The sequence below is a fragment of the Amycolatopsis sp. Poz14 genome, assembly GCF_006704225.1.
In the GTDB taxonomy this organism is placed as follows: Bacteria; Actinomycetota; Actinomycetes; order Mycobacteriales; family Pseudonocardiaceae; genus Amycolatopsis; species Amycolatopsis nivea.
Genome location: NZ_JACLHD010000001.1, coordinates 5,305,840 through 5,327,952 on the forward strand (window position 1 = coordinate 5,305,840; position 22,113 = coordinate 5,327,952).

The 22,113-nt window shown below is 69.1% G+C and carries 17 protein-coding genes; 13 read left to right on the forward strand and 4 right to left on the reverse strand.

Translation table 11 applies throughout. The features are described 5' to 3' along the window. Positions 1-23: 23 nt before the first annotated feature. Together sucD and sucC are read right to left on the reverse strand one after the other, a co-directional pair. Positions 24-911 carry a succinate--CoA ligase subunit alpha gene (gene sucD, locus FKO37_RS25205; protein ID WP_238605981.1) on the reverse strand — a complete coding sequence of 296 codons (888 nt, stop codon included), beginning with the start codon at positions 909-911 and terminating at the stop codon, positions 24-26. Between the two features lie 3 nt (positions 912-914). After that, positions 915-2,075: an ADP-forming succinate--CoA ligase subunit beta gene (gene sucC / locus FKO37_RS25210; protein WP_238605982.1), complete on the reverse strand. Its 1,161-nt coding sequence runs from the start codon at positions 2,073-2,075 to the stop codon at positions 915-917. A 781-nt stretch (positions 2,076-2,856) separates the two neighbouring features. Between sucC and FKO37_RS25215 the strand changes: the two genes are divergently transcribed. The 4 genes from FKO37_RS25215 to FKO37_RS25230 all read left to right on the forward strand — a co-directional run bounded on the left by FKO37_RS25215 (position 2,857) and on the right by FKO37_RS25230 (position 9,789). Continuing rightward, positions 2,857-4,848 carry a thiamine pyrophosphate-binding protein gene (locus tag FKO37_RS25215; RefSeq protein ID WP_238605983.1) on the forward strand — a complete coding sequence of 664 codons (1,992 nt, stop codon included), beginning with the start codon at positions 2,857-2,859 and terminating at the stop codon, positions 4,846-4,848. A 16-nt stretch (positions 4,849-4,864) separates the two neighbouring features. Continuing rightward, on the forward strand, positions 4,865-6,094 hold the full coding sequence (gene frc, locus FKO37_RS25220; RefSeq protein WP_037805860.1) for a formyl-CoA transferase: 1,230 nt from the start codon (positions 4,865-4,867) through the stop codon (positions 6,092-6,094). Positions 6,095-6,096: 2 nt separating this feature from the next. Next, the gene (locus tag FKO37_RS25225; protein WP_238605984.1) at positions 6,097-8,235 is read left to right on the forward strand and encodes an acetate--CoA ligase family protein; all 2,139 of its coding nucleotides are present in this window, start codon (positions 6,097-6,099) and stop codon (positions 8,233-8,235) included. 159 nt (positions 8,236-8,394) lie between these two features. Further along, complete coding sequence (locus FKO37_RS25230) at positions 8,395-9,789, forward strand: OFA family MFS transporter (protein ID WP_238605985.1); 1,395 nt, start codon at positions 8,395-8,397, stop codon at positions 9,787-9,789. Between the two features lie 115 nt (positions 9,790-9,904). Here the strand turns inward: FKO37_RS25230 and FKO37_RS25235 are convergent, their stop codons facing one another. Beyond that, positions 9,905-10,639, reverse strand: a complete 735-nt coding sequence (locus tag FKO37_RS25235; RefSeq protein WP_238605986.1) for a GntR family transcriptional regulator — start codon at positions 10,637-10,639, stop codon at positions 9,905-9,907. Positions 10,640-10,969: 330 nt separating this feature from the next. Between FKO37_RS25235 and FKO37_RS25240 the strand changes: the two genes are divergently transcribed. The 7 genes from FKO37_RS25240 to gcl all read left to right on the forward strand — a co-directional run bounded on the left by FKO37_RS25240 (position 10,970) and on the right by gcl (position 20,034). Next, positions 10,970-11,974, forward strand: coding sequence for a pyridoxamine 5'-phosphate oxidase family protein (locus FKO37_RS25240; RefSeq protein ID WP_238605987.1), 1,005 nt, complete (start codon positions 10,970-10,972; stop codon positions 11,972-11,974). Between the two features lie 270 nt (positions 11,975-12,244). Beyond that, positions 12,245-13,432, forward strand: a complete 1,188-nt coding sequence (locus FKO37_RS25245) for a cupin domain-containing protein (RefSeq protein ID WP_238605988.1) — start codon at positions 12,245-12,247, stop codon at positions 13,430-13,432. A 417-nt stretch (positions 13,433-13,849) separates the two neighbouring features. After that, positions 13,850-14,797, forward strand: coding sequence for a sucrase ferredoxin (locus FKO37_RS25250; protein ID WP_238605989.1), 948 nt, complete (start codon positions 13,850-13,852; stop codon positions 14,795-14,797). A 589-nt stretch (positions 14,798-15,386) separates the two neighbouring features. Continuing rightward, entirely contained in the window at positions 15,387-16,367 is a 981-nt protein-coding gene (locus tag FKO37_RS25255) for a 2-dehydropantoate 2-reductase (RefSeq protein WP_037805871.1), read from the forward strand. 255 nt (positions 16,368-16,622) lie between these two features. After that, positions 16,623-17,447, forward strand: coding sequence for a hydroxypyruvate isomerase family protein (locus FKO37_RS25260; protein ID WP_037805872.1), 825 nt, complete (start codon positions 16,623-16,625; stop codon positions 17,445-17,447). After that, complete coding sequence (locus FKO37_RS25265; RefSeq protein WP_134661544.1) at positions 17,447-18,337, forward strand: 2-hydroxy-3-oxopropionate reductase; 891 nt, start codon at positions 17,447-17,449, stop codon at positions 18,335-18,337. The genes FKO37_RS25260 and FKO37_RS25265 overlap by 1 nt, the downstream gene beginning before the upstream one ends. Before the next feature lie 2 nt (positions 18,338-18,339). Beyond that, the gene (gene gcl, locus FKO37_RS25270; protein WP_255807039.1) at positions 18,340-20,034 is read left to right on the forward strand and encodes a glyoxylate carboligase; all 1,695 of its coding nucleotides are present in this window, start codon (positions 18,340-18,342) and stop codon (positions 20,032-20,034) included. Positions 20,035-20,080: 46 nt separating this feature from the next. Here gcl and FKO37_RS25275 read toward each other — a convergent pair whose 3' ends face one another. After that, the gene (locus tag FKO37_RS25275) at positions 20,081-20,887 is read right to left on the reverse strand and encodes a helix-turn-helix transcriptional regulator (protein WP_238605990.1); all 807 of its coding nucleotides are present in this window, start codon (positions 20,885-20,887) and stop codon (positions 20,081-20,083) included. A gap of 44 nt (positions 20,888-20,931) precedes the next feature. Here FKO37_RS25275 and FKO37_RS25280 point away from each other — a divergent pair, with 44 nt between their 5' ends. Both FKO37_RS25280 and FKO37_RS25285 read left to right on the forward strand, forming a co-directional pair. Further along, positions 20,932-21,264: a helix-turn-helix transcriptional regulator gene (locus FKO37_RS25280; protein ID WP_238605991.1), complete on the forward strand. Its 333-nt coding sequence runs from the start codon at positions 20,932-20,934 to the stop codon at positions 21,262-21,264. Next, complete coding sequence (locus FKO37_RS25285) at positions 21,261-21,932, forward strand: cation transporter (RefSeq protein WP_238605992.1); 672 nt, start codon at positions 21,261-21,263, stop codon at positions 21,930-21,932. The genes FKO37_RS25280 and FKO37_RS25285 overlap by 4 nt, the downstream gene beginning before the upstream one ends. Positions 21,933-22,113 lie beyond the last annotated feature (181 nt).

The following is a 22,113-nucleotide window of genomic DNA, read 5'->3' on the forward strand; positions in this document are numbered from 1 at the left end:
CTCCGGTCGTAGTACTACGCGTGTTACGCGCTGGTCCCGGCGAGCACCTCGCGCACCAGCCGCGCGGTTTCGCTCGGCGTGCGCCCCACCCGGATCCCGGCCGCCTCGAGTGCTTCCTTCTTGGCCGCCGCCGTCCCGGAAGACCCGGACACGATCGCTCCCGCGTGTCCCATGGTTTTGCCTTCGGGAGCGGTGAATCCCGCGACGTACCCGACGACCGGCTTCCGGACGTTCTCCTGCACGTACGCCGCCGCGCGCTCCTCCGCGTCACCGCCGATTTCGCCGATCAGCACGATCACGTCGGTGTCCGGGTCCTTTTCGAACGCCTCGACCGCGTCGATGTGCGTGGTGCCGATGACCGGGTCGCCGCCGATGCCGATGCAGCTGGAGAAGCCGATGTCGCGGAGTTCGTGCATGAGCTGATAGGTGAGCGTGCCGGACTTCGACACCAGCCCGATCCGCCCCGGGCCGGTGATGTCGGCGGGAATGATCCCGGCGTTCGACAGCCCGGGGGAGATGAGCCCGGGACAGTTGGGCCCGATGATCCGGGTGCGGCTGTCGCGCGCGTGCGCCCAGAACGCGGCGGAGTCGTGCACCGGCACGCCCTCGGTGATCACGACCGCGAGCCCGATGCCCGCGTCGACCGCTTCGAGCACCGCGTCCTTCACGAACGGCGGCGGAACGAACAAGACCACTACATCTGCACCGGTCTCCGCCATCGCCTCAGCGACGCCACCGAAGACCGGGAGTTCGTGCCCGTCAAGGGAAACAGTCTGCCCGGCCTTGCGCGGATTCACCCCGCCCACGACGTTCGTGCCCGCGGCCAGCATCCGGCGGGTGTGCTTGGTCCCTTCCGCGCCGGTGATGCCGGAAACGAGGACCCGGCTGGTGCTGTCGAGGAAAATCGCCATCGTTCAGCCCTCCGTCCCGGCCGCGAGCTTGGCCGCTTCGCGTGCGGCGTCGTCCATCGTCGCGACGACTGTCACCAGCGGATGCGCAGCCTCGTCGAGGATCCGCCTTCCTTCCGCGACGTTGTTCCCGTCGAGCCGGACCACCAGCGGTTTCGTCGCGCGATCGCCCAGCAGCGCCAGCGCTTTCACGATGCCGTCCGCGACCGCGTCGCACGCTGTGATCCCGCCGAAGACGTTCACGAACACACTGCGCACGTCCGGATCCCCGAGGATCACGCCGAGCCCGGCCGACATGATCTCCGCGGACGCCCCGCCGCCGATGTCGAGGAAATTCGCCGGCCCGACCGCACCCGCGTCGTGCGCCGCGGCAGCCACTACATCCAGAGTGGACATCACGAGCCCGGCGCCGTTGCCGATCACGCCGATGTCGCCGTCGAGCGTCACGTAGTTGAGCCCCTGCTCGGCGGCCTGCTGCTCGAGCGGATCCCCGGTTTCTGATTCCGCGAACGCCCGATGCCCGGGATGCCGGAACGCGGCGTTGCCGTCCAGCGTGACCTTCCCGTCGAGCGCGACGATCTCCCCGCCGCGCGTGCGGGCGAGCGGATTGACCTCGACGAGCGTCGCGTCCTCGGCGGTGAACACGTCCCACAACCGGACCAGCACCCCCGCCGCTTCGACCGGAAGCCGTGCCGCCGCCGCGATCCGGCGCGCTTTGACGAGATCGACCCCGACCCGGATGTCGATCGGCACCTTGACCAGCGCCTCCGGCCGGGTCGCGGCGACCTCCTCGATGTCCATCCCGCCGGCCGCCGACGCCATCGCGAGGAAACTCCGGTCGGCGCGGTCGAGGAGATAGGAGACGTAGTACTCCTCGGCGATATCGCTGGCCTCGGTCACGAGGACGCGATGCACGCGGTGCCCTTTGATGTCCATCCCGAGAATCTCGTCGGCAACCGCCGCCGCGTCCTCGGGCCGGGCCGCGAGCTTGACCCCGCCCGCCTTGCCCCGCCCGCCGGTCTTGACTTGCGCCTTGACGACAACCGGCCCGCCGATCTCGACGGCCGCGGCGCGCGCTTCGTCCGGCGTCGCGGCCACGCGGCCACGGGGAACCGGCACGCCGTGCGCGGCGAAGAGGTCGCGCGCTTGGTGTTCCAAGAGGTCCATCGGAATTCCTTCCTTGCGGGCGGGGGAGCGGGTTGTTCGGGGTTGGTGGTTCTGCGGTAGCGGAGCGCTTGCTGGTTCGGCTGCGGTTTCTGGCCGGGCGATGGATGGCTGGTCTGGATAGCTGGGCTGTGGATGGCCGCGCGGCGAACGACTCGGCCGCCCGGTGCCGCGCGAGCGACCGACCGTCGAACCTGCCGCCGTGCCGCAGCCAGTTCGGCCGAGCGGCCCGACGGGCTTGCTGCCGTGACGCAGCCCGCTCGACTGAGCGATCCGACGGGCTAATCGCCGTGCCGCAGCCAGCTCGGCCGAGCGATCCAACGGGCTAACTGCCGTGCCACGGAGCACCTCGGCCGAGCGACCCGACGGGTCTGCCGCCGTGCCACAGCAAGCTCCGCCGAGCGGCCCGACGGCTAGCCGCGGTACCACCGAGCACCTCGGCCGGGCAACGACGCCCGCCTTGTCACCAAACCCCGGCCGATGAGCCGCCCCGCCGCGCGTGTCGCACAGCAGGCCGACCCCGCGAATCAGCCGGGGAGCCGCCCGTCGAAGCCGGTGGCGGATCGTCCGGTCGGTCGGCCGGACAAACCTGCGGATGCCCCTGGACAGCGGGCGGCTCGAAGAGTAAGTCTAATGCCTACCTCATACGGTATGCAATCTACAGTCTTCCGGCGACGAGCCGCTGACCTGCGGCGACAGATCCGGCGGGCCGCGGAGAGGCACGAGCAGACCGGGACGAGCGCGCGGGTCAGAGAGGTCCGGCGCGGGACAGGAGGAGTTGCGCATGTCGCCCACCACGACCGGCCGGCAAGCAGGCCAGCACACCGGCGAGAACGCCAGCGGGCAGACCGGGGACAAGGCCGAAGCGAACCCCGTCGGCGAAGCCAGCGAGAACCCGCAAGCCAGCCAGAGCTCCGGGGACGAGAATCGGCAAACCAGCCCGAGCGCCGGGGACAAGGACCAGCAAACCAGCCCGAGCGCCGGAAGCAAGGCCAGCAAGGAAACCCGCCAAAGCGCGGGACACAAGGCCATCGAGAACGGGCAAACCAGCCGAAGCGACAAACCCGGCGGGACCGCAGGTCAGCACCCAGCCACCACCGGGGCTGCGCCGGACACGATCTCCGGCGGTCACCTGGTCGCGAAAGCCCTGAAGGCCGAAGGCGTGGACACCATCTTCACTCTCTGCGGCGGCCACATCATCGACATCTACGACGGCTGCGTCGACGAGGGCATCAGCGTCATCGACGTCCGCCACGAGCAGGTCGCGGCGCACGCGGCCGACGGGTATGCGCGGATCACCGGCCGCCCGGGGTGTGCGGTGGTCACGGCGGGGCCGGGGACGACGGACGCGGTCACCGGTGTCGCGAACGCGTTGCGCGCGGAGAGTCCGATGCTGCTGATCGGCGGCCAGGGTGCGTTGAGCCAGCACAAAATGGGCTCGTTGCAGGACCTCCCGCACGTGGACATGATGACCCCGATCACCAAATTCGCCGCCACCGTCCCGCACACCGCGCGGGCCGCTGACCTGGTGTCGATGGCGTTCCGGGAAGCTTTCGCGGGCGCACCCGGACCGTCCTTTTTGGAGATTCCCCGCGACGTCCTCGACGCGCGCGTGCCGGCGGAGAACGCGCGCATCCCGCAGTCCGGACGCTATCGCGCCTCCACGCGGAACGCGGGCGATCCGGCGGATGTGGAAAAGCTCGCGGATCTGCTGGTACACGCCAAGAAACCGGCGATTCTGCTCGGTAGCCAAGTCTGGACGACCCGCGCCACCGAGCCCGCGACGGAACTCGTGCGCGCGCTGAACATCCCGGCATACATGAACGGCGCCGGCCGCGGAACTCTGCCTCCGGGCGATCCGCACCATTTCCAGCTTTCCCGCCGCTATGCGTTCGACAACGCGGACGTGATCGTCATCGTCGGCACGCCGTTCGACTTCCGGATGGGTTACGGCAAAAGGCTTTCCCCGGACGCGAAAGTGGTGCAGATCGACCTCGACTACCGGACCGTCGGGAAGAACCGCGACATCGACCTCGGCATTGTCGGCGACGCGGGACAGATCCTCGCCGCGGTCGCGGACGCCGCGTCCGGCCGGGTGGACAACGGGGCGGTGGGCCGCAAGCCGTGGCTGGAGGAATTGCGGGCGGTCGAAGAAAAAGCCAAGCAGAAGCGGTTGCCGCAGCAGCATTCCGACGCGAATCCGATCCATCCGTACCGGCTGGTGCACGAGATCAACGAGTTCCTGACCGAGGATTCGATCTACATCGGCGACGGCGGCGACATCGTCACCTTCTCAGGCCAGGTCGTGCAGCCCAAGGCACCGGGGCACTGGATGGATCCCGGTCCACTGGGGACACTAGGCGTCGGGATTCCGTTTGTGCTGGCCGCGAAACACGCGCGGCCGGACCAAGAGGTCGTCGCGCTCTTCGGTGACGGGGCGTTTTCCCTTACCGGCTGGGATTTCGAGACGCTCGTGCGGTTCGACCTGCCGTTCGTCGGGATCGTCGGCAACAACTCGTCGATGAACCAGATCCGCTACGGCCAGGCGCAGAAATACGGCCTGGCCCGCGAACGCATCGGCAACACCCTCGGCGACGTCCCCTACGACCAGTTCGCCCGGATGCTCGGCGGCTACGGCGAGGAGGTCCGCGACCCGGCGGACATCGCCCCGGCACTGCGTCGCGCCCGGGAATCCGGCAAGCCGTCGCTGATCAACGTCTGGGTCGACCCGGACGCCTACGCCCCCGGAACCATGAACCAGACGATGTACAAGTAGTCGGGAGGAGCCGAAGATGGGAAAGGCACTGGAGGGCGTCCGCGTCCTCGACATGACCCACGTCCAATCCGGACCGTCGTCGACGCAGATCCTCGCCTGGCTCGGCGCGGACGTCGTGAAGCTCGAAACCCCCGGACGCGGCGACATCACGCGCGGCCAGCTGCGCGATCTGCCCGGAGTGGACAGTCTCTACTTCACGATGCTGAACGCCAACAAGCGCAGCATCACGCTCAACATGAAAAGCGAGCAGGGCAAGGAAGTCTTCACCAAGCTGGTGTCCTCAGTGGACGTGCTGGTGGAGAACTTCGGACCCGGCGTCGTGGACCGTTTCGGGTTCTCCTGGGATCGGCTCCGCGAGATCAACGAGCGCCTGATCTACGCGTCCATCAAGGGTTTCGGCCCGGGCCGGTACGCGAATTTCAAGGCCTACGAGGTGATCGCGCAGGCGATGGGCGGCTCGATGAGCACGACCGGCTTCGAACAGGGACCGCCCACCGCAACCGGCGCGCAGATCGGCGATTCGGGCACCGGCATCCACCTCGTCGCGGCGATTCTGGCGGCGTTGTACCAGCGTACGAGCACGGGGCGCGGGCAGCGGGTGCAGGTCGCGATGCAGGACGCCGTGCTCAACCTGTGCCGGGTCAAGCTGCGCGACCAGCAGCGGCTGGCGCACGGGCCGCTGGGCGAGTACCCCAACGAACGGTTCGGCGACGAGGTGCCGCGGTCGGGCAACGCGTCCGGCGGCGGCCAGCCGGGCTGGGCGGTGCGGTGCGCGCCGGGCGGGCCCAACGACTACATCTACGTCATCGTCCAGCCGGTCGGCTGGGCTCCGCTGACCGAGCTGATCGGGCGCCCGGAACTCGCCGAGGACCCGGACTGGGCGACCCCGGAGGCCCGGCTGTCCAAACTGGACAAGGTGTTCGCGATGGTCGAGGAATGGACCGAACAGCGCACCAAATGGGAGGTCATGGAGCTGCTCAACGCCCGAAACATCCCTTGTGGACCGATTCTGTCCACTAAGGAGCTGATCGAGGACGAGACGCTGGCCGAACTGGGGTCGGTGGTCGAGGTGCCGCATCCGGAGCGCGGCGCGTTCAAGACCGTCGGCTGCCCGTTGAAGCTGTCCGATTCGCCGGTGGAGGTCGAGCGTTCTCCCTTGCTGGGCGAGCACAACGACGAGGTGCTCAGCGAACTCGGCTACAGCGCGGCGGATGTCGAGCAGCTGCGCACGGCGGGCGTGATCTGACGATGACGACGGAAACGGGCCGCGCGGCGGTCGAAGAAATTCTCAAGCGAGTAGCCGAGGAAGGCCGCTCCGCGTTGACCGCACCGGAGGGTCGCGCGGTTTGCGAGGCATACGGCATTCCGACACCGCAGGAACGGCTCGCCACTTCCGCGGAGGAAGCGGTGGCACAGGCCGGGGAAATCGGCCTTCCGGTGGTGCTGAAGATCGTGTCGCCGGACATCCTGCACAAGACCGAAGCTGGCGGCGTGCTCGTCGGCCTCGGCAGCGAACAGGAAGTCGCTGACGGCTACGCCAAGATTCTGGCTAACGCCAAGGCTTACGACGCCTCGGCCCGGATCACCGGCGTGCAGGTGCAGCAGATGCTGACCAGCGGGCAGGAGGTGATCATCGGCGCGGTCACCGATCCGAGTTTCGGCAAGATCGTCGCGTTTGGACTCGGCGGAGTCCTGGTCGAGGTGCTGAAGGACGTCACCTTCAGGCTGGCGCCCACCAGCACCGACGAAGCTATGTCCATGGTGGACGGTATCGCGGCCGCGGAGATCCTCAATGGAGTGCGCGGCAGCGAGGCGGTCGACAAGGCGGCGCTGGCCGACGTCGTGCATCGGCTGTCGCAGCTGGTCAGCGAATTTCCGCAGTTGGCCGAGGTCGACCTCAACCCGGTGCTCGCCACCGGCGACGGGGCGACCGCGGTGGACGTGCGGATCCTCGTCGACCCGGCGGCGGCCGCGGAACCGGTGCGGTTCAGCCAGGACGAGATCCTCGCGGCGATGAACCGGATCATGAAACCGGCCGCGGTCGCGGTGATCGGCGCGTCCGCTGAGGACGGGAAGATCGGCAATTCGGTGATGAAGAATCTCGTCAACGGCGGCTATGCGGGCGAGATCTACCCGATCAATCCGAAGGCCGCGGAAATCCTCGATCGCAAGGCGTATCCGAGCATCGCGGACGTCCCCGGCGACGTGGATGTGGCCGTCTTCGCGATCCCGGCCAAGTTCGTGCCGGCGGCGCTGGAAGAGGCCGGCGAGAAGGGCGTCGCCGGGGCGATCCTGATTCCGTCCGGCTTCGGCGAGACGGGGAACATCGAGCTGCAGAACGAGGTTCTGGCCATCGCGCGCAAGCACGGCGTGCGGATTCTCGGCCCGAACATCTACGGCTATTACTACACGCCGGAGAATCTGTCCGCGACGTTTTGCACCCCCTATGACGTCAAAGGCGGCGTCGCGCTGTCCTCGCAGAGCGGCGGGATCGGGATGGCGATCCTCGGCTTCAGCCGGTCGGCCGGGATGGGCGTGTCCGCGATCGTCGGCGTCGGGAACAAGGCCGACATCGACGAAGACGATCTCCTCACCTTCTTCGAGCACGACGACAACACCGAACTCGTCGCCATGCACTTGGAAGACCTCAAGGACGGACGCGCGTTCGCCGAGACCGCGAAACGGGTTTCCGCGAAGAAGCCAGTGGTGGTGCTGAAGGCGGGACGGACATCGGAAGGCGCGAAAGCGGCCGGGTCCCACACCGGCGCACTGGCCGGCAATGACCGCGTTTACGACGACATCCTGCGGCAAAGCGGTGTCATTCGCGCACCCGGGCTCAACGACCTGCTCGAATACGCGCGAGGCGTGCCGAAACTGCCCACGCCGAAGGGCGAAAACGTCGTGATCATCACCGGCGCGGGCGGTTCCGGAGTGCTGCTTTCGGACGCCTGCGTGGACAACGGGCTCACGCTGATGCGGATCCCGGACGACCTGGACGCCGCGTTCCGCGAGTACATCCCGCCGTTCGGCGCGGCCGGAAACCCGGTCGACATCACCGGCGGCGAGCCGCCGTCGACCTATCGGAACACCATCGCGTTAGGACTGTCCGACGATCGTATTCACTCGTTGGTTCTCGGTTACTGGCACACGATCGTCACGCCGCCGATGGTGTTCGCCGAGCTGGTCGTGGACGTCGTGGAGGAGTTCCGGCGGAAGGGCGTCCACAAGCCGGTGGTCGCGTCGCTGTCCGGAGATGTCGAGGTCGAGCAGGCCAGCGATCACCTGTACGCGAACGGCGTCGTGGCCTATCCCTACACGACCGAAAAGCCGGTCGCGGTGCTCGGCGCGAAGTACCGGTGGGCGCGTTCGGCGGGTCTGCTGCCTTGATCAAGTCCGGAGGGAGGCGTACGTTGCCCGACACCTAACCGCTGGTCAGCGGAGTGCGGCGAGGAAGGGACGCCGGGACGCGGGGTCGCGTCCCGGCTCGGGGGAACGGAGACAGCCCGGCACGGGAACCGAAGTCAACGGTGACGAAAGAGAATTCTCATGACCGCAGCCCAACCGACATACCAGGAGATCGTCGACGACAACGGGCGGACGTACCGGATCGGGGAGAGCCCCCGGGACCTGATGGGCCGGTCCCGCAGCTGGATGGTCTGGCTGCCGTGGGTGGCCATGATGGCGGTGAGCGTTTTCGAATACGGCTGGGGAGCCGTCGAGGGGACGCTGGAGGAAAAATACGGCTGGTCGTTGTCGGACGCGTTCTGGCTGGCCAGCATCTGGGCCGTGTTCCAGGCCGGGGTCGCTTTCCCGGCCGGCCGGCTCCGGGAGAAGAACATCGTGTCGGCGAAAACGGCGATGCTGGCCGGGGCGGTGTGTTCCGGGATCGGCTACTTCTCCATCGCGCACAGCGGAAATCTTGTGGTGGCGTTTATCGGGTATTCGGTGCTGGGCGGGATCGGCGCCGGACTCGTGTACGCGACCTGCATCAACATGGTCGGGAAATGGTATCCGGAGAAACGCGGCGCCCGCACCGGATTCGTGAACGGCGGGTTCGCGTACGGTTCGGTGCCGTTCATTTACCTGTTCAGCGCGTTCCTCGGCCATGAAAACGTGACGATCACGCTCGACGCGATCGGCCTGTACATGCTCGTGGTGGTCGGGCTGTGCGGGTTCGTCTTCAAGGACCCGCCGAAGAACTGGTGGCCCGCCGAGGTCGACCCGATCGCCTGGGTTAAAGGCAGCGCGGCGGGGAAGGCCCGGAGCCTGGAAAAGAACCCGCCCGCGGTACGGCAGTTCACGCCGATGGAGGCGATCCGCACCGGAATGCTGCCGCTGATGTGGGTCACCCTCGTGGTGATCGGCGGGGTTTCGCTGTTCGGGATCAATTTCCAGGTCGATTTCGCCAAGGAAAGCCAGTTCGGCGCCTTCGTGGCGGCTTCGTCGGCGGGAATCCTGGCCATCGTGAACGGCGTCGGCCGGGGGATCGTCGGCTGGGCTTCCGACCGGATCGGCCGGAAGGCGACGTTGTTCTGGGTGCTGGTGATCGCGGCATTGGCGCAATTCGGCGTGCTGTGGTCGGGCAAGACGCACAGTTTGTTCTGGTTCATGGTATTCGCGGTGCTGACCGGATTCGGCAGCGGCGCGTTTTACCCGCTGTTCGCCGCGTTGGTGCCGGATTACTTCGGCGAGAACCACAACGCGACGAACTACGGCATCGTCTACAGCGCGAAACTGGTCGGCGGTGTCGGCGGCGGCGGTTTGGCGGCCGGAGTGATCGCCGCGTGGGGCTACACCGGCGCGTATGTGCTGGCCGGGTGCATCGCCCTGCTGTCCGCGGTGATGACGTTGTTCCTGCGGCAGCCGGGACGTTCCGGCCGCGGCTCGCCGGAAAAGGCGGGCGAGCGGATCGCGCGCACCGCTCCGGCGGCAGGCAACTGAATTTCCCTTGCGGGCCCGGGAGCGACGGGACGGCTGGCACCCGCCCCGTCGCTCCCGGGTTGCTTTGTTTCCTCTCGCGGGACCGTTCAGCTGGCTGACCCGGCGCGCGCGGTGATCAGTCCGCCGCGTCGGGCCGTTCGTGGAATGCCTGGCGCGTGCGTTCGGTGTGCTGAGCCATGATTTTCTCGGCTTTTTCGACGTTGTGCGCCGCGATCGCCTCGATCAGCGCGGCGTGTTCCTGCCACGCGTCGCGCCCGCGAGGCCGGGCGATCGGCGTGTAGTACCAGCGCACCCGGCGGTCGACCAGGCCGATGAGCTCGGTCAGGACGGCGTTGCCGGTCAGCTCGGTGATGTACGCGTGCAGGTCGGCGTTCGCCGCGACGAGCCGCTCACTGTCGTCCGCGGCGAGGGCCTTCATGCCGACGTCCTGCAGCTCCCAGAGCCGCTTGATGTCGTCGTCCGTCGCACACGCCGCGGCGAGACGCGCGGAGTGGGTCTCCAGCACCGCCCGGACGCCGAGGAGCTGGTCGGCTTCTTCGTCGGTGGGCAGGTGCACGAACGCGCCCTGCGCGGGACGGAGGTCGACCCAGCCCTCGCTTTGCAGGCGCTGCAACGCCTCGCGCACCGGCTGGCGGCTGACGCCCAGGTACTCGGCGAGGTCGGCCTCGACGAGGTGCTGCCCGGGTTCGAGGGTGCGGTTGATGATCAGCTCGGCGAGCGCGTCGTACACGACCTGCCGCAGCGGCGCGGGCCGCTCCACCCGGTTGGCGCTCTTTCCGGAGAGCGACCCCTTGGCCGTCCGGCGGCCGGTGGGCCCGCGTTCGGGCAGGGGAGAAACGGACTCGGTCACGGTGCACCTCGGGTGGGATCAGCGGCGGGATTCGAGGAACTCAGTTTTCAGGATACAGGTTTTAGTATGCAAAATCCCAGGATTCTGGATCACGTGGGCGATCTTCCCTCTCGCGGGTGGCGAGCCGGGCCGGGCGAGGGAGCCGGACGCTGGTGGGGAGCGGTTGCCGGTCTGTGTCCGACAGGGAAGTGGATCCGCGGCGGTCGGCCGTTCCCGACGGGGAAGTGGATCCGTGGCGGTCGCCGCATCGTGCACGCTGGGCATCGGCGCGGATCCTGGTGCGGGCGAAGCTCGTCCGCGGGGATCTGATGCTTAGGCTAACCTAACTCCATGGGGATCATCCGTGCGGTGCCGGACCTGGAACGCGTCGTGGGCGAGCGGCCGCTGCCGGTCATGATGAAGTCGATCGACCATCTCGACCCGCATTGCCTCGCGCTGCTCGCGCATAGCCCGGCCGCGGTGCTCGGTTACGTCGACGCCGGAGGACGTCAGCGGGCCGAACTGGTCGGCGGGACACCAGGATTCGCCGTAGCGGTGAACAGGTTACGGCTGCGGCTGCCGGTCCCGTCGTCGGCCGCGCCGGGTGCCGGTGCCGCGCTGCTGGTGCTCGTCCCGGGGTGGCGCGAGACCTTGCGGATCAACGGAACCCTCGCCGAAGACGGTCTTCTCGTCGAGGAAGCGTTCCTGCACTGCGGCAAAGCCGTCCTCCGCTCGAACCTGTGGGGACCGGGGTCAGCGCCGGAGGACGCCGTCGAAGAGGGGACTGCGCTCGGTCCCGCAGCGGCTGCTTTCCTTGCTGCCGCACCGTTCGCCGTGGTGACGTCGCGGGACGGATCCGGGCGCGCCGACGCGAGTCCGAAGGGCGATCCACCCGGCGTGGCCCGGATGATCGGACCGACGACGGTCGCGCTCGCTGACCGGCCCGGCAACCGGCGTACCGACACGTTCCACAATGTCGTCGAGCGCCCTGAGGTGGCTGTCTTGGCCGTCGTTCCCGGCGACGTTCGCACGTTGGAGATCACCGGGAAGGCGGTAGTCAGCACGGAGGACGGGCTGCGCGAGTCGATGACCGAGCGCAACCGCACCCCGAAAGCGGTGCTCAAGGTGGAGGTCGAGACCGTCCGGCTCGCGCGGAACGGTGCCCTGCGCGAGTCCGGATTGTGGGACTCCGCCAAGCACGTCGATCTCGCCGACCTGCCGCGGTCGTCGACCATCTGGACGGACCACCTCAAGCTGAACGAGACCGCGGGCGCGGCTGCGGAACTGGTGCGGGCCGGGGTGAACGAACCGCTGCTCCGAGCGGGTCTCGACGAGGATTACCGGCAGAATCTGTGAGCCGCCGGGTGGGCTGAGGGTGATCATCGGCCCGGCGAAGACTACTCAAATGACCGATGTCCGTCCCGGCGATCTCCCGTAGCGTGAGGCGCGCCCAGTCGTCGACGTTGCGAGGTCCGGATGGCTCAAGAACGCATGACAACCGACACCGACACGGCCGCCAGCGGTCTGCTGCTGAGCGTGGAACCGCTGACCGCCGCGGTGGACCGCGGCAAGGCCAACGGCGCCGTGGCCGACAACGACGGCAACGACTAGCCGTTGTCGCGCTCCATGACGGAGATTCCCGGACTGGCCGGCCTCGTGGCACCGCTCGAGGCCGGCCAGTTCTTCGCAGAGGTCTTGGGCAAGGAGCCGCGGCGGTTCCCGGGGGAGAAAGGCCGGTTCGCGTCCCTGCTGCCGTGGCCGGAGCTGGACCGGGTGCTGCGCCAGCACCGCCTGGAGTTCCCCCGGCTGCGGCTCGCGCTCGACGGCGACGTCGTCCCCGCGCACACCTACACCGAAATGGTGTCGACGCGGCGCAACGGCCTGGTCCCGCGCGTGCTGCCGGCCCCGTTCGCCGAACACTTGCGCGCCGGCGCGACGCTCGTGCTCGACTCGGTCAACGAACTGGTCGGCGAAGTCGGCGAATTGGCGGGCAAACTCGAACACGACCTGCGCGAGCGGATCCAGGTCAACCTGTACGCGGGCTGGGGCACCACGCACGGCTTCGACGTCCACTGGGACGACCACGACGCGTTCATCATCCAGCTTTCCGGGCGGAAACGGTGGCGCCTGCACGGGGTCACCCGGCGTTCGCCGCTGCAACGCGACGTCGAACTTCCGGAACGCCCCGACGGCGAACCGCACGACGACTTCCTGCTCGAGGACGGCGACGTCCTCTACCTGCCGCGCGGGCATTGGCACGACGTGTCGGCGGTCGGCGAGGAGTCGCTGCACCTGACGATCGGGTTCAATGCCGCCACCGGCGTGGATCTCGTGGCGTGGCTGGCTGACCAGCTGCGCTCCGACGAACTGTTCCGCGCGGACCTGCCCCGGTTCGCTGGTCCGGACGCGCGGGCCGAACGGGCCGAAGCGCTCCGCCGGCGGCTCGCTGAGGTGACCGCGGGCGATGTCGTCGATCGTTTCCTCGCCGACCGGGACGCCCAGGCTCCGGCTCAGACCCGCATCGGCCTGCCGTGGGCGGCGACGGCGGACCTGCTGCCGCCGGACGACGACTTCGAGGTCCGGCTGCTCGTCCCACGCGCCGCACTGGTGGACGACGACGGGACGGTTGCGCTGGTCGGTGCGGGGAAGCGGCTGGTCTTCGCGGAGGCCGCGCGACCCGTGCTCGCTGCGTTGCTCGGGTGCGGGCCGCAGCCGTTCAAGGTTCTGGTCGATGCCGCGCCCGGGGTGCCTCCGGAGACGGTGCGGGCGCTGTTGAAGGAGCTAGTGGTTCAAGGACTTGTTGCTCGGGCTTGACTGCGGGCTTTGTCGGGGTGCCTTGGTGGCGCGGGCAGCGCGAGTTGGGTGAGGTGAAGCCTCGATGCTCGGCTCTGGTCGCAGGGTTCGTCGGGGTGCGAGGCTGGCTCCCGGTCTGGGGCTGCGGAGTTTCGCCAGGCGCGATCGCGTGAGGCCTCGACGCTCGGCCCTAGTCACCGCCGTCGTCGGGCGTGCGGGTGCTGCCCGGGTGGCTGGTGGTGAGAGGTGCCGCCCGGGCTTGATGGAGGGCGTCACGCGCCCCGGCGATGGCATGTCCGCATAGCCGCCGCGACCTGGCGGTGCGAGCGCTGGTCGCCAGCGGCCTCGGACGCCCGGAGCATTGCCCGATCGAGTGACGTCGCGCGACAGTGACGGTCGCCTCGAAAAGAGCTGGTGCGCCGTCAGCTATACTTAGGCATGCCTAAGCCCGACGTGCCGCACTCGGGCCCGGGGATCTGCTTCCCGGGCCGGAATGCTGCGCCCGGATGCGCCGCGCTCACCCGAGAGCTCGGCGGCGAGCCTGCGGGGACCGCCGCGCGTATGACGTCCTGGCTGCTGGTCGAGCAGCCGGGCTCGTGGGGCCCGGACGCGCTCGAAGACGTGCTGTCCGCCGTGTTCCCCGCCGAACGCCTCGATGCCGCGCGCGCCGCTGGCTTGCGCCCCCTGCTGATCCGGAAGCCGGGACGGCACGCACGGACGCCAGGCGCCCCGCGCGCGGTCTACGTCGCGAGCGGACACCCCGGCGACCGTTGGACGGAACGGCTCGACCTCGCTGACCTGGCTGATCTGGCCCATCTTGATCTCGAAGCAGTCGCGGCCGGGCGTCGCGGGCACGGGGAACCGGTGTCCGGTCCGCTCTTTCTGGTCTGCACGCACGGCAGCAAGGACATGTGCTGCGCCGTTTTCGGCCGTCCGCTGGCGACGAGCCTCGCGCAGAACCATCCCGGGCGGGTGTGGGAGGTCAGCCACGTCGGCGGGGACCGCTGGGCCGGAAACCTCCTGACCGTGCCGGACGGTTTCCTCCACGGCAGCCTCGCGGTGCCCGACGCCGAACTGGCGGCGAAGGAAGCATTAAGCGGCAACGTCCGGCTGGAGAACCTGCGCGGGCGTACGTCGGCGGAGAGCGCGTGGTCGCAGTTCGCCGAGATCGAGGTCCGCGGACGCACCGGCCTGCGTGGTCTCGACGCGGTGCTGGCCGTAACCGAGGAATCCCGGGGCGACGCCCGGAGCGTCCTGGTCGAGGCGGGAGAGCGACGCTACGAGGTCGTGGTCCGTCGGACGGCGCCGACGTCCTCCGTGCACAGCCGATGCACTGCGCGGCTGGTGCTGTCGGGGTTCGTGGCGGAGTCGGTGCGCGAAGTCTGACTTCGGTGGTTGGGCTGCTCGGCGAGGGACTCCGAAGGCTGGCCACGTCACCGACTGGCGGTCCGTGAGCGGCGGCTGGTCTGCCGGACTTCAAGCGGGCGCATCGCAAGACACCACGGCACCCGGCAGTTCGCGCTCGTGAGTGGCGATGCCGGTTCTAACCGGCATCGCCACTCACGAGCCCCAATCGGGCTTCTCCGCAGCGGGGGCGCAAGGTCGCCCCGCCGATGGGCGCGGTCGGCCTCGCGGAGTTCCGCAAGGGGGGCCGGTTAGGTGCTCTGCGAGGGGGCTTGCGTAGTTCCTCGAGGGGAACGTTGTGTTGCTTGGCGGGAGGGATCTTGCGGAGTTCAGCGCGGGGAACGTTGTGGTGCTTGGCAAGGGGAGCGCTCGGCGAGACGAATCAGATTCCCCCGAAGGACCTTTCACCGTCCTCCACGGGAGCGGGAGGACATGCCCGGCGCACCACCCCCGGCACACGGGACCGATCGTTCGTCATCGGCGCTTCCGATCACCAAAACCTGGCCAGTAATCATCAGACGGGATACTGTATGCAATCTATCATCGGCGGGATACCGACCGGGAGGCGACCATGCGGGTGGCGGTTCTGGGGGCAGGAGCGATCGGCGCGTACGTCGGCGCGGCGCTGCATCGCGGTGGCACCGAAGTCCACCTCATCGCGCGCGGCGCGCATCTCGCGGCGATGGCGGCGGACGGGGTGCGCGTCCGGAGTCTGCGCGGGGACTTCACGGCGCATCCGCATGTCACGTCGGATCCGAGCGAGATCGGGCCGGTCGACTATGTTTTCCTTGGCCTCAAAGCACATTCGTATCCGGACTGCGGTGCCCTCCTCGCCCCGTTGCTGCGGGAGAACACTGCGCTCGTCGCCGCGCAGAACGGTATTCCGTGGTGGTATTTCCACGGGCTGGCCGGTCATCCGCTGGCCGGCCGGCGCGTCGAAGCGGTCGATCCGGGCGGGGCTACCAGCCGGGTGCTGGACGTCGAGCGGGCGATCGGGTGTGTCGTCTACAGCTCGACCGTCATTGAGGAACCGGGCGTCATCCGGCATCTCGAGGGGACGCGGTTTTCCCTGGGGGAACCGTCCGGGGAGAGTTCTGTCCGCTGCCGGAAGCTCGCCGACGCGATGGTCGCGGGCGGGCTCAAAGCCCCGGTCGAGCCGAGGCTGCGCGACGACATCTGGGTCAAGCTGATGGGCAACGTCGCGTTCAACCCGCTGTCCGCGCTCACCCGGGCGACCATGGTGCAGATGTGCGAGCACGACGAAACCCGCGCGCTCGTCGCGGCGATGATGACCGAAACCCTGGCGATCGCGCGGGCGGCGGGTGCGGATCCGCAGGTCTCGGTCGAGAAGCGGATCGACGGCGCGTGGCGCGTCGGGCACCACAAGACGTCCATGCTGCAGGACCTGGAAGCGGGCAAACCGCTGGAGATCGACGCGATCATCGGTGCGGTCGTGGAGCTCGCGGATCTCACTGGCGTCGAGGCGCCCGCGTTGCGGCATGTGCACGCCGCGATCGGATTGCTCAATCGGACGGCGATTCCGGTCGGCTGAAAAGGAAACCGCGCGTCCGTCCACTGTGGAATAAAGCGTGACCACTGTGGACGGTCGCGGCTAGAGCCGCTCGCCGAAGAGGTCGGCAAGGGTGCTGCGCCCGGATCGAGCGACGCCGTGGCGCGCCCGGCGTCTCGAGGAAACCTGCCCGCTTCCCGTTGACCGGAGCCTCCGCATCCAGCTATTCTCGAACTACGGAAGAAAACTTCCACGAAGCGAAATTAGCTGATCGAGATGTGAGGAGCCGAGGTACTCATGACCGGTCCCGCCGGGGAGCGGCACTCGCTGCCCTACACCGCCAACCTGTCGATCCTGTTCACCGAACTCCCGCTGCTCGAGCGCGCGCAGGCCGCTCGGGCAGCGGGCTTCACCAAGGTGGAGTACTGGTGGCCGTTCGACAGCGCCGACCCGTCGGGAGCCGACGTCGACCGGTTCGCGCGGTCGATCGAGCAGGCGGGCGTCCAGCTGACCGGGCTGAACTTCTACGCGGGCGACATGGCCGCGGGCGAGCGCGGGCTCGTGTCGTGGGTCGGCCGCGAGGCGGAGTTCGCGACGAGCCTGACGGTCGCGCTCGGGCTCGCCGAACGGCTCGGCTGCCGCAGCTTCAACGCGCTGTACGGCAACCGGATCGACGGGACCGCACCGTCCGAACAGGACGATCTGGCCCGCACGCACCTCGCGACCGCGGCGAAGGCGGCCGAGGGCATCGGCGCACAGCTGGTGCTCGAACCGCTCTCCGGCACCCCGGCGTACCCGCTGAAGACCGCGGCCGACGCGGTCGCGGTGCTCGACGAGCTCGGCCTGGACAACGTCCGGCTGCTCGCGGACCTCTACCACCTGGCGGTCAACGGCGACGACCTCGACACCGTGATCGCCCGCTACACCCCGCGCACCGGGCACGTGCAGATCGCCGACGCGCCGGGCCGGCACCAGCCGGGCACGGGGGAGCTGGATCTCGAAGGACATCTGGAAAAGCTGCAGGCGGCGGGCTACGCCGGACCGGTGGGCATCGAGTACAAACCGGACGGTTCCACTGTGGACTCGCTGGCCTGGCTGCCGTACGAGCGAAGGGGAAACTGATGAGCAGGATCGGGTTCATCGGACTGGGCGTGATGGGCACGCCGATGGCCGCGCACCTGGCCGCCGCCGGACACGAGGTGAGCGGGTTCGACCTCAACGCCGACGCGCTGGCGAAGCTGGAAGCGGCGGGCGGGCGCGCGGCGAAGGACGTCGCCGACGCGGTGTCCGGGGCCGAGGTCGTGATCACCATGCTGCCGAACCACCCGCAGGTCGAGCAGGTCGTGCTCGCCCCGGGCGGCGTGCTCGACACGATCGCGCCCGGCACGCTGCTGGCCGACATGAGCACCATCCGGCCGGAGACGTCGATCGAGGTCGCGAAAGCCGGTGCGGCCAAGGGAATCCGGGTGCTGGACGCGCCGGTGTCCGGCGGTCAGGCCGGGGCCGAGCAGGCCACTCTGTCCATTATGGTCGGTGGCGACGAGGCCGATTACGCCGCGGCGAAGCCGGTTTTCGACACGCTCGGCAAGACCGTGGTGCACGTCGGCCCGCACGGTGCGGGCCAGGTCGTGAAGGCGGCCAACCAGCTGGTGGTCGGCGGGATCTACGGGCTGGTCGCCGAGGCGATCGTGCTGCTGGAAGCGTCCGGAGTGGACGCGGGCACCGGGCTCGACGTCCTCGCGGGCGGTCTCGCCGGCAGCCGGATCCTGGAACTGAAACGGAAGTCGATGGTCGCGCGGCAGTTCGAGCCGGGCTTCCGGATCGACCTGCACCACAAGGACATGGGCATCGCGCTGGCCGCGGCCCGGCAGTCCGACGTGGCGCTCCCGCTCACCGGCCTGGTCGCGCAGCTGGTCGCGGCCGGGCGGGCGATGGGCTACGGCTCGCTGGACCATTCCGCGCTGCTGAAGGTCGTCGAAGAACTGTCCGGCCGCTCGTCCGAGGAGGTTTGACCATGGCCCGGGTCCCCGCTATGCAGGCAGTCGTCGACGTGCTGGTCGACGAAGGGATCGACGTCGCCTTCGGCTGCCCAGGAGCGGCGATCCTGCCGCTGTACGACGCGATGCAAGGCCGCGGCATCGACCATCTGGTGGTCCGCCACGAAGAGGGCGCGACGCACATGGCCGACGGCTGGGCGCGCACCACCGGCAACGTCGGCGTCGCGATCGGCACGTCCGGTCCGGCCGGCACCAACATGATCACCGGCCTCTACACCGCGCACGCGGATTCCGTCCCGATCCTGTGCATCACCGGGCAGGCCGCGACGACGAAACTGCACCAGGAAGCGTTCCAGGCGGTCGACATCGTCGAGATCGCGCGGCCGGTCACGAAGTGGGCGGTCCAGGTGAAGGAAGCCGCGCAGCTGCCGTGGATCTTCCGCGAGGCGTTCCGGATCGCGCGGTCCGGACGGCCCGGCCCGGTCCTCATCGACCTCCCGATCGATGTGCAGAAGCAGATGATCGAGTGGGATTCGTCGATCGACTCGGCGTTGCCGGTCAGCACGGTCAAACCGGCTCCGGCGCGGGTCGAGCGGGCGCTGGACATGCTGCTCGCCGCCGAACGCCCGCTGATCCTGGCCGGCGGCGGCGTCGTGCTCGGCGAGGCGAGCGAACCGTTGCGGCAGCTGGCGGAGCGGCTCGGCGTCCCGGTCGGCGTCACACTGATGGGCAAGGGCAGTTTCCCGGAGGACCACGAGCTGTTCGCCGGCATGGCGGGCATCCAGACGTCGCAGCGCTGGGCCAATGCCGCGTTCCTGGAGTCCGACCTGGTCCTGGCGCTGGGCGCGCGGTTCGGCGACCGGCACACCGGCGAGCTGGCGGTGTACCGCGGCGACCGGAAGTTCATCCATGTCGACATCGAGCCCACGCAGCTGGGCAAGGTGTTCGGGCCGGACCTCGGCGTCGTCTCGCACACGCGGGAGTTCCTGGAAGCGCTGCTGGCGGCGCTCGACGCGCGCACCGCCCCGGCGCGGGACCGCGCGTGGGTCAAGCGGCTCGGCGACCTCAAGGCGGAGATGCCGCGCAAGGAGGACTTCGACTGCACGCCGATCAAGGCGCCGCGGGTGTTCAAGGAGCTCAACGAGTTCTACGGCCCCGAGACGTACTTCGTGACGGCGATCGGGCTGTACCAGATCTGGTCCGGGCAGTTCCAGCGCGCGCACCTGCCGCGGCACTACCAGGTGTGCGGCCAGGCCGGTCCGCTCGGCTGGGAGATCCCGGCGGCGATCGGCGTCAAGAAGGCCCGGCCGGACGCGGAGGTCGTCGGCGTGGTCGGCGACTACTCGTTCCAGTTCCTGGTGGAGGAGCTGGCGGTCGCCGCGCAGTACGACGTCGGGTTCGTGCTCGTCATGCTCAACAACGAGTACCTGGGCCTGATCCGCCAGTCCGAGCTGCCGTACGAGATGAACTACCAGGTCGACATCCACTACGACGACCACGGCACGGACAACGTGAAGATCATGGAGGCCTACGGCTGCTCGGGCACCCGCGTCGAGGACCCGGGCGAGATCCGGTCGTCGCTCGAATGGGCGCGCAAGGAAGCCGAGCGCACCCGGCGGCCGGTGCTGGTCGAGATCATGATCGAACGCGAGGGCAACGCCGCGATGGGCGCCGCACTGGACGCGGTGCGCGAGTTCGAAGCGGCCGACTGACCGGGAACCGGGCCGGAGCGTTCTTGCTCCGGCCCGGTTTTCGGTGCTACGGCGCGGGAATCAGTTCGGCCAGCGACGCGAGCGCCTCGGCGTCGCGAGTTCCCGGCGTCGCGTGGAAGACCACCAGTTGCAGGCTGACCGGTCCGGGGATGTCGAGTTTGTCGCTGTGCAGATCCAGATTTCCGACCGCCGGATGGCGGAAGCGGACGAGGTGGCCGGTGCGCGGTTTGACGTCGTGCCGGGCCCAGAGGTCCCGGAACTCGTCGCTGCTGGCGGTGAGTTCGGCGATGAGTTCGGCTGCCGCGGGGTCGGCGATGCTCGGGCCGAGCGCGGCCCGCAGGCCCGCGACGCCGTCCGCGGCAATCTGCTCCCAGTCGCGGCGGAGTTCTCGTTCCGCCGGGTCGAGGAAGACCGCGCGGAGCAGGTTCCGGCCGACCGCGTAGTTCGGCGAAGCCGCTGCAGCGACGGGGTTCGCGGCGAGCACGTTGGTGAGCCGGTCTTGGACGTACGCGGGGTTCGTCGCCCAGGTGGAGATCAGTTCGGCGATGCTCGCGGGCACCTGTGGCTCGGGCTGGCCGGGTTGGTTCGGGCTCGCGAGCTGATGCAGGTGCTGGCGGGAGGCTTCGTCGAGGCCGAGCGCCCGCGCCAGCGCGTCGAGCACCTGCGCTGACGGGTTCTGGTCGCGGCCCTGTTCCAGCCGGATGTAGTAGTCGCTGCTGATTCCCGCCAGGAGCGCGAGTTCCTCGCGGCGCAGGCCTCGCACGCGGCGTCGTCCGTTGTCCGGCAGTCCGACGTCGGCCGGGGAGATCCGCTCTCGCCGGGCGCGGAGGAAGTCGCCGAGGAGGTTGTCCACCGCGTCAGTGTATTTGATTCAGCGATTGCTGTACTGTTGCGCCTGTGCTGACCTCTGAGACTCGCGAACTGGCGCTCGCCCGGCTCGGCCGCGCGCTGGCGGACCCGACGCGCTGCCGGATTCTCGTGGCGCTGCTGGACGGGGTGGCGTACCCGGCGCAGCTGGCCGCGGAACTGGAGCTGAGCAGGTCGAACGTCTCGAACCATCTCGCGTGCCTGCGCGGGTGCGGGCTGGTGCTCGCGACGTATGAGGGCCGGCAGGTCCGGTACGCGATCGCGGATCCTCATCTCGCGCACGCGTTGGCGGAGCTGACGAAGGTGGTTTTGGCCGTCGCGCCGACGGCGGCGTGTGCCGACGAGCCGCAGGCGGCGCGATGACCGAGCCCAGTCGCGACTGTTGCGCGGATTCAGCGGGCGGCGAGACCGTGTCGCTGGCTGGCCCTCCGGTGGTGGATGCCGCGCGGCGGGCGGTCTTGCGGCGGCGAGTGCGGTGGCTGGTCGCCGGGACCATCACGTACAACGTGGTCGAGGCGATCGTCGCGGTGTCGGCCGGGACGGTCGCGTCGTCGTCAGCGCTCATCGCGTTCGGGCTCGATTCGGTGGCCGAGGTGCTGTCCGCGGTGGCGGTGGCGTGGCAGTTCGCCAGCGCGGATCCGGAGCGTCGGGAGCGGGCTGCGCTGCGGGTGATCGCGGTGTCGTTCTTCCTGCTGGCGGCCTATGTCGCGGTCGATTCGGTGCGGTCGCTGTTCGGCGAGGAGGCTTCGCATTCGACGGTCGGGATCGTGCTCGCGGCGGTGTCCTTGGTCGTGATGCCAGTGCTTTCCGGCGCGCAACGCCGGGCCGGGCGGGAACTCGGCTCGGCGAGTGCGGTCGCCGACTCGAAGCAGACGCTTCTCTGCACTTACCTCTCTGGCGTGCTGTTGGTCGGGCTGCTCGTGAACGCGCTGTTCGGCTGGTCCTGGGCGGATCCGGTCGCGGCATTGGTGATCGCGGCGGTCGCGGTCCGCGAGGGGCTCGGGGCCTGGCGGGGCGAGCACTGCTGTTGATCGCGGGTCAGGCGTTGCTGGATGGCGCGCAAGGTCATGGCCAGCGCGACGAATACGCCGATCAGCAGCAGCGCGGGGACTAGATCGCTCACCTCGGTTGGCCTTTCTCCGGTTGGTCGTCTCGGATCGAGAGCATGACCTGGTGCGGGCCCGGATCTTGCCGCCGCTCACGCTTCCTTGA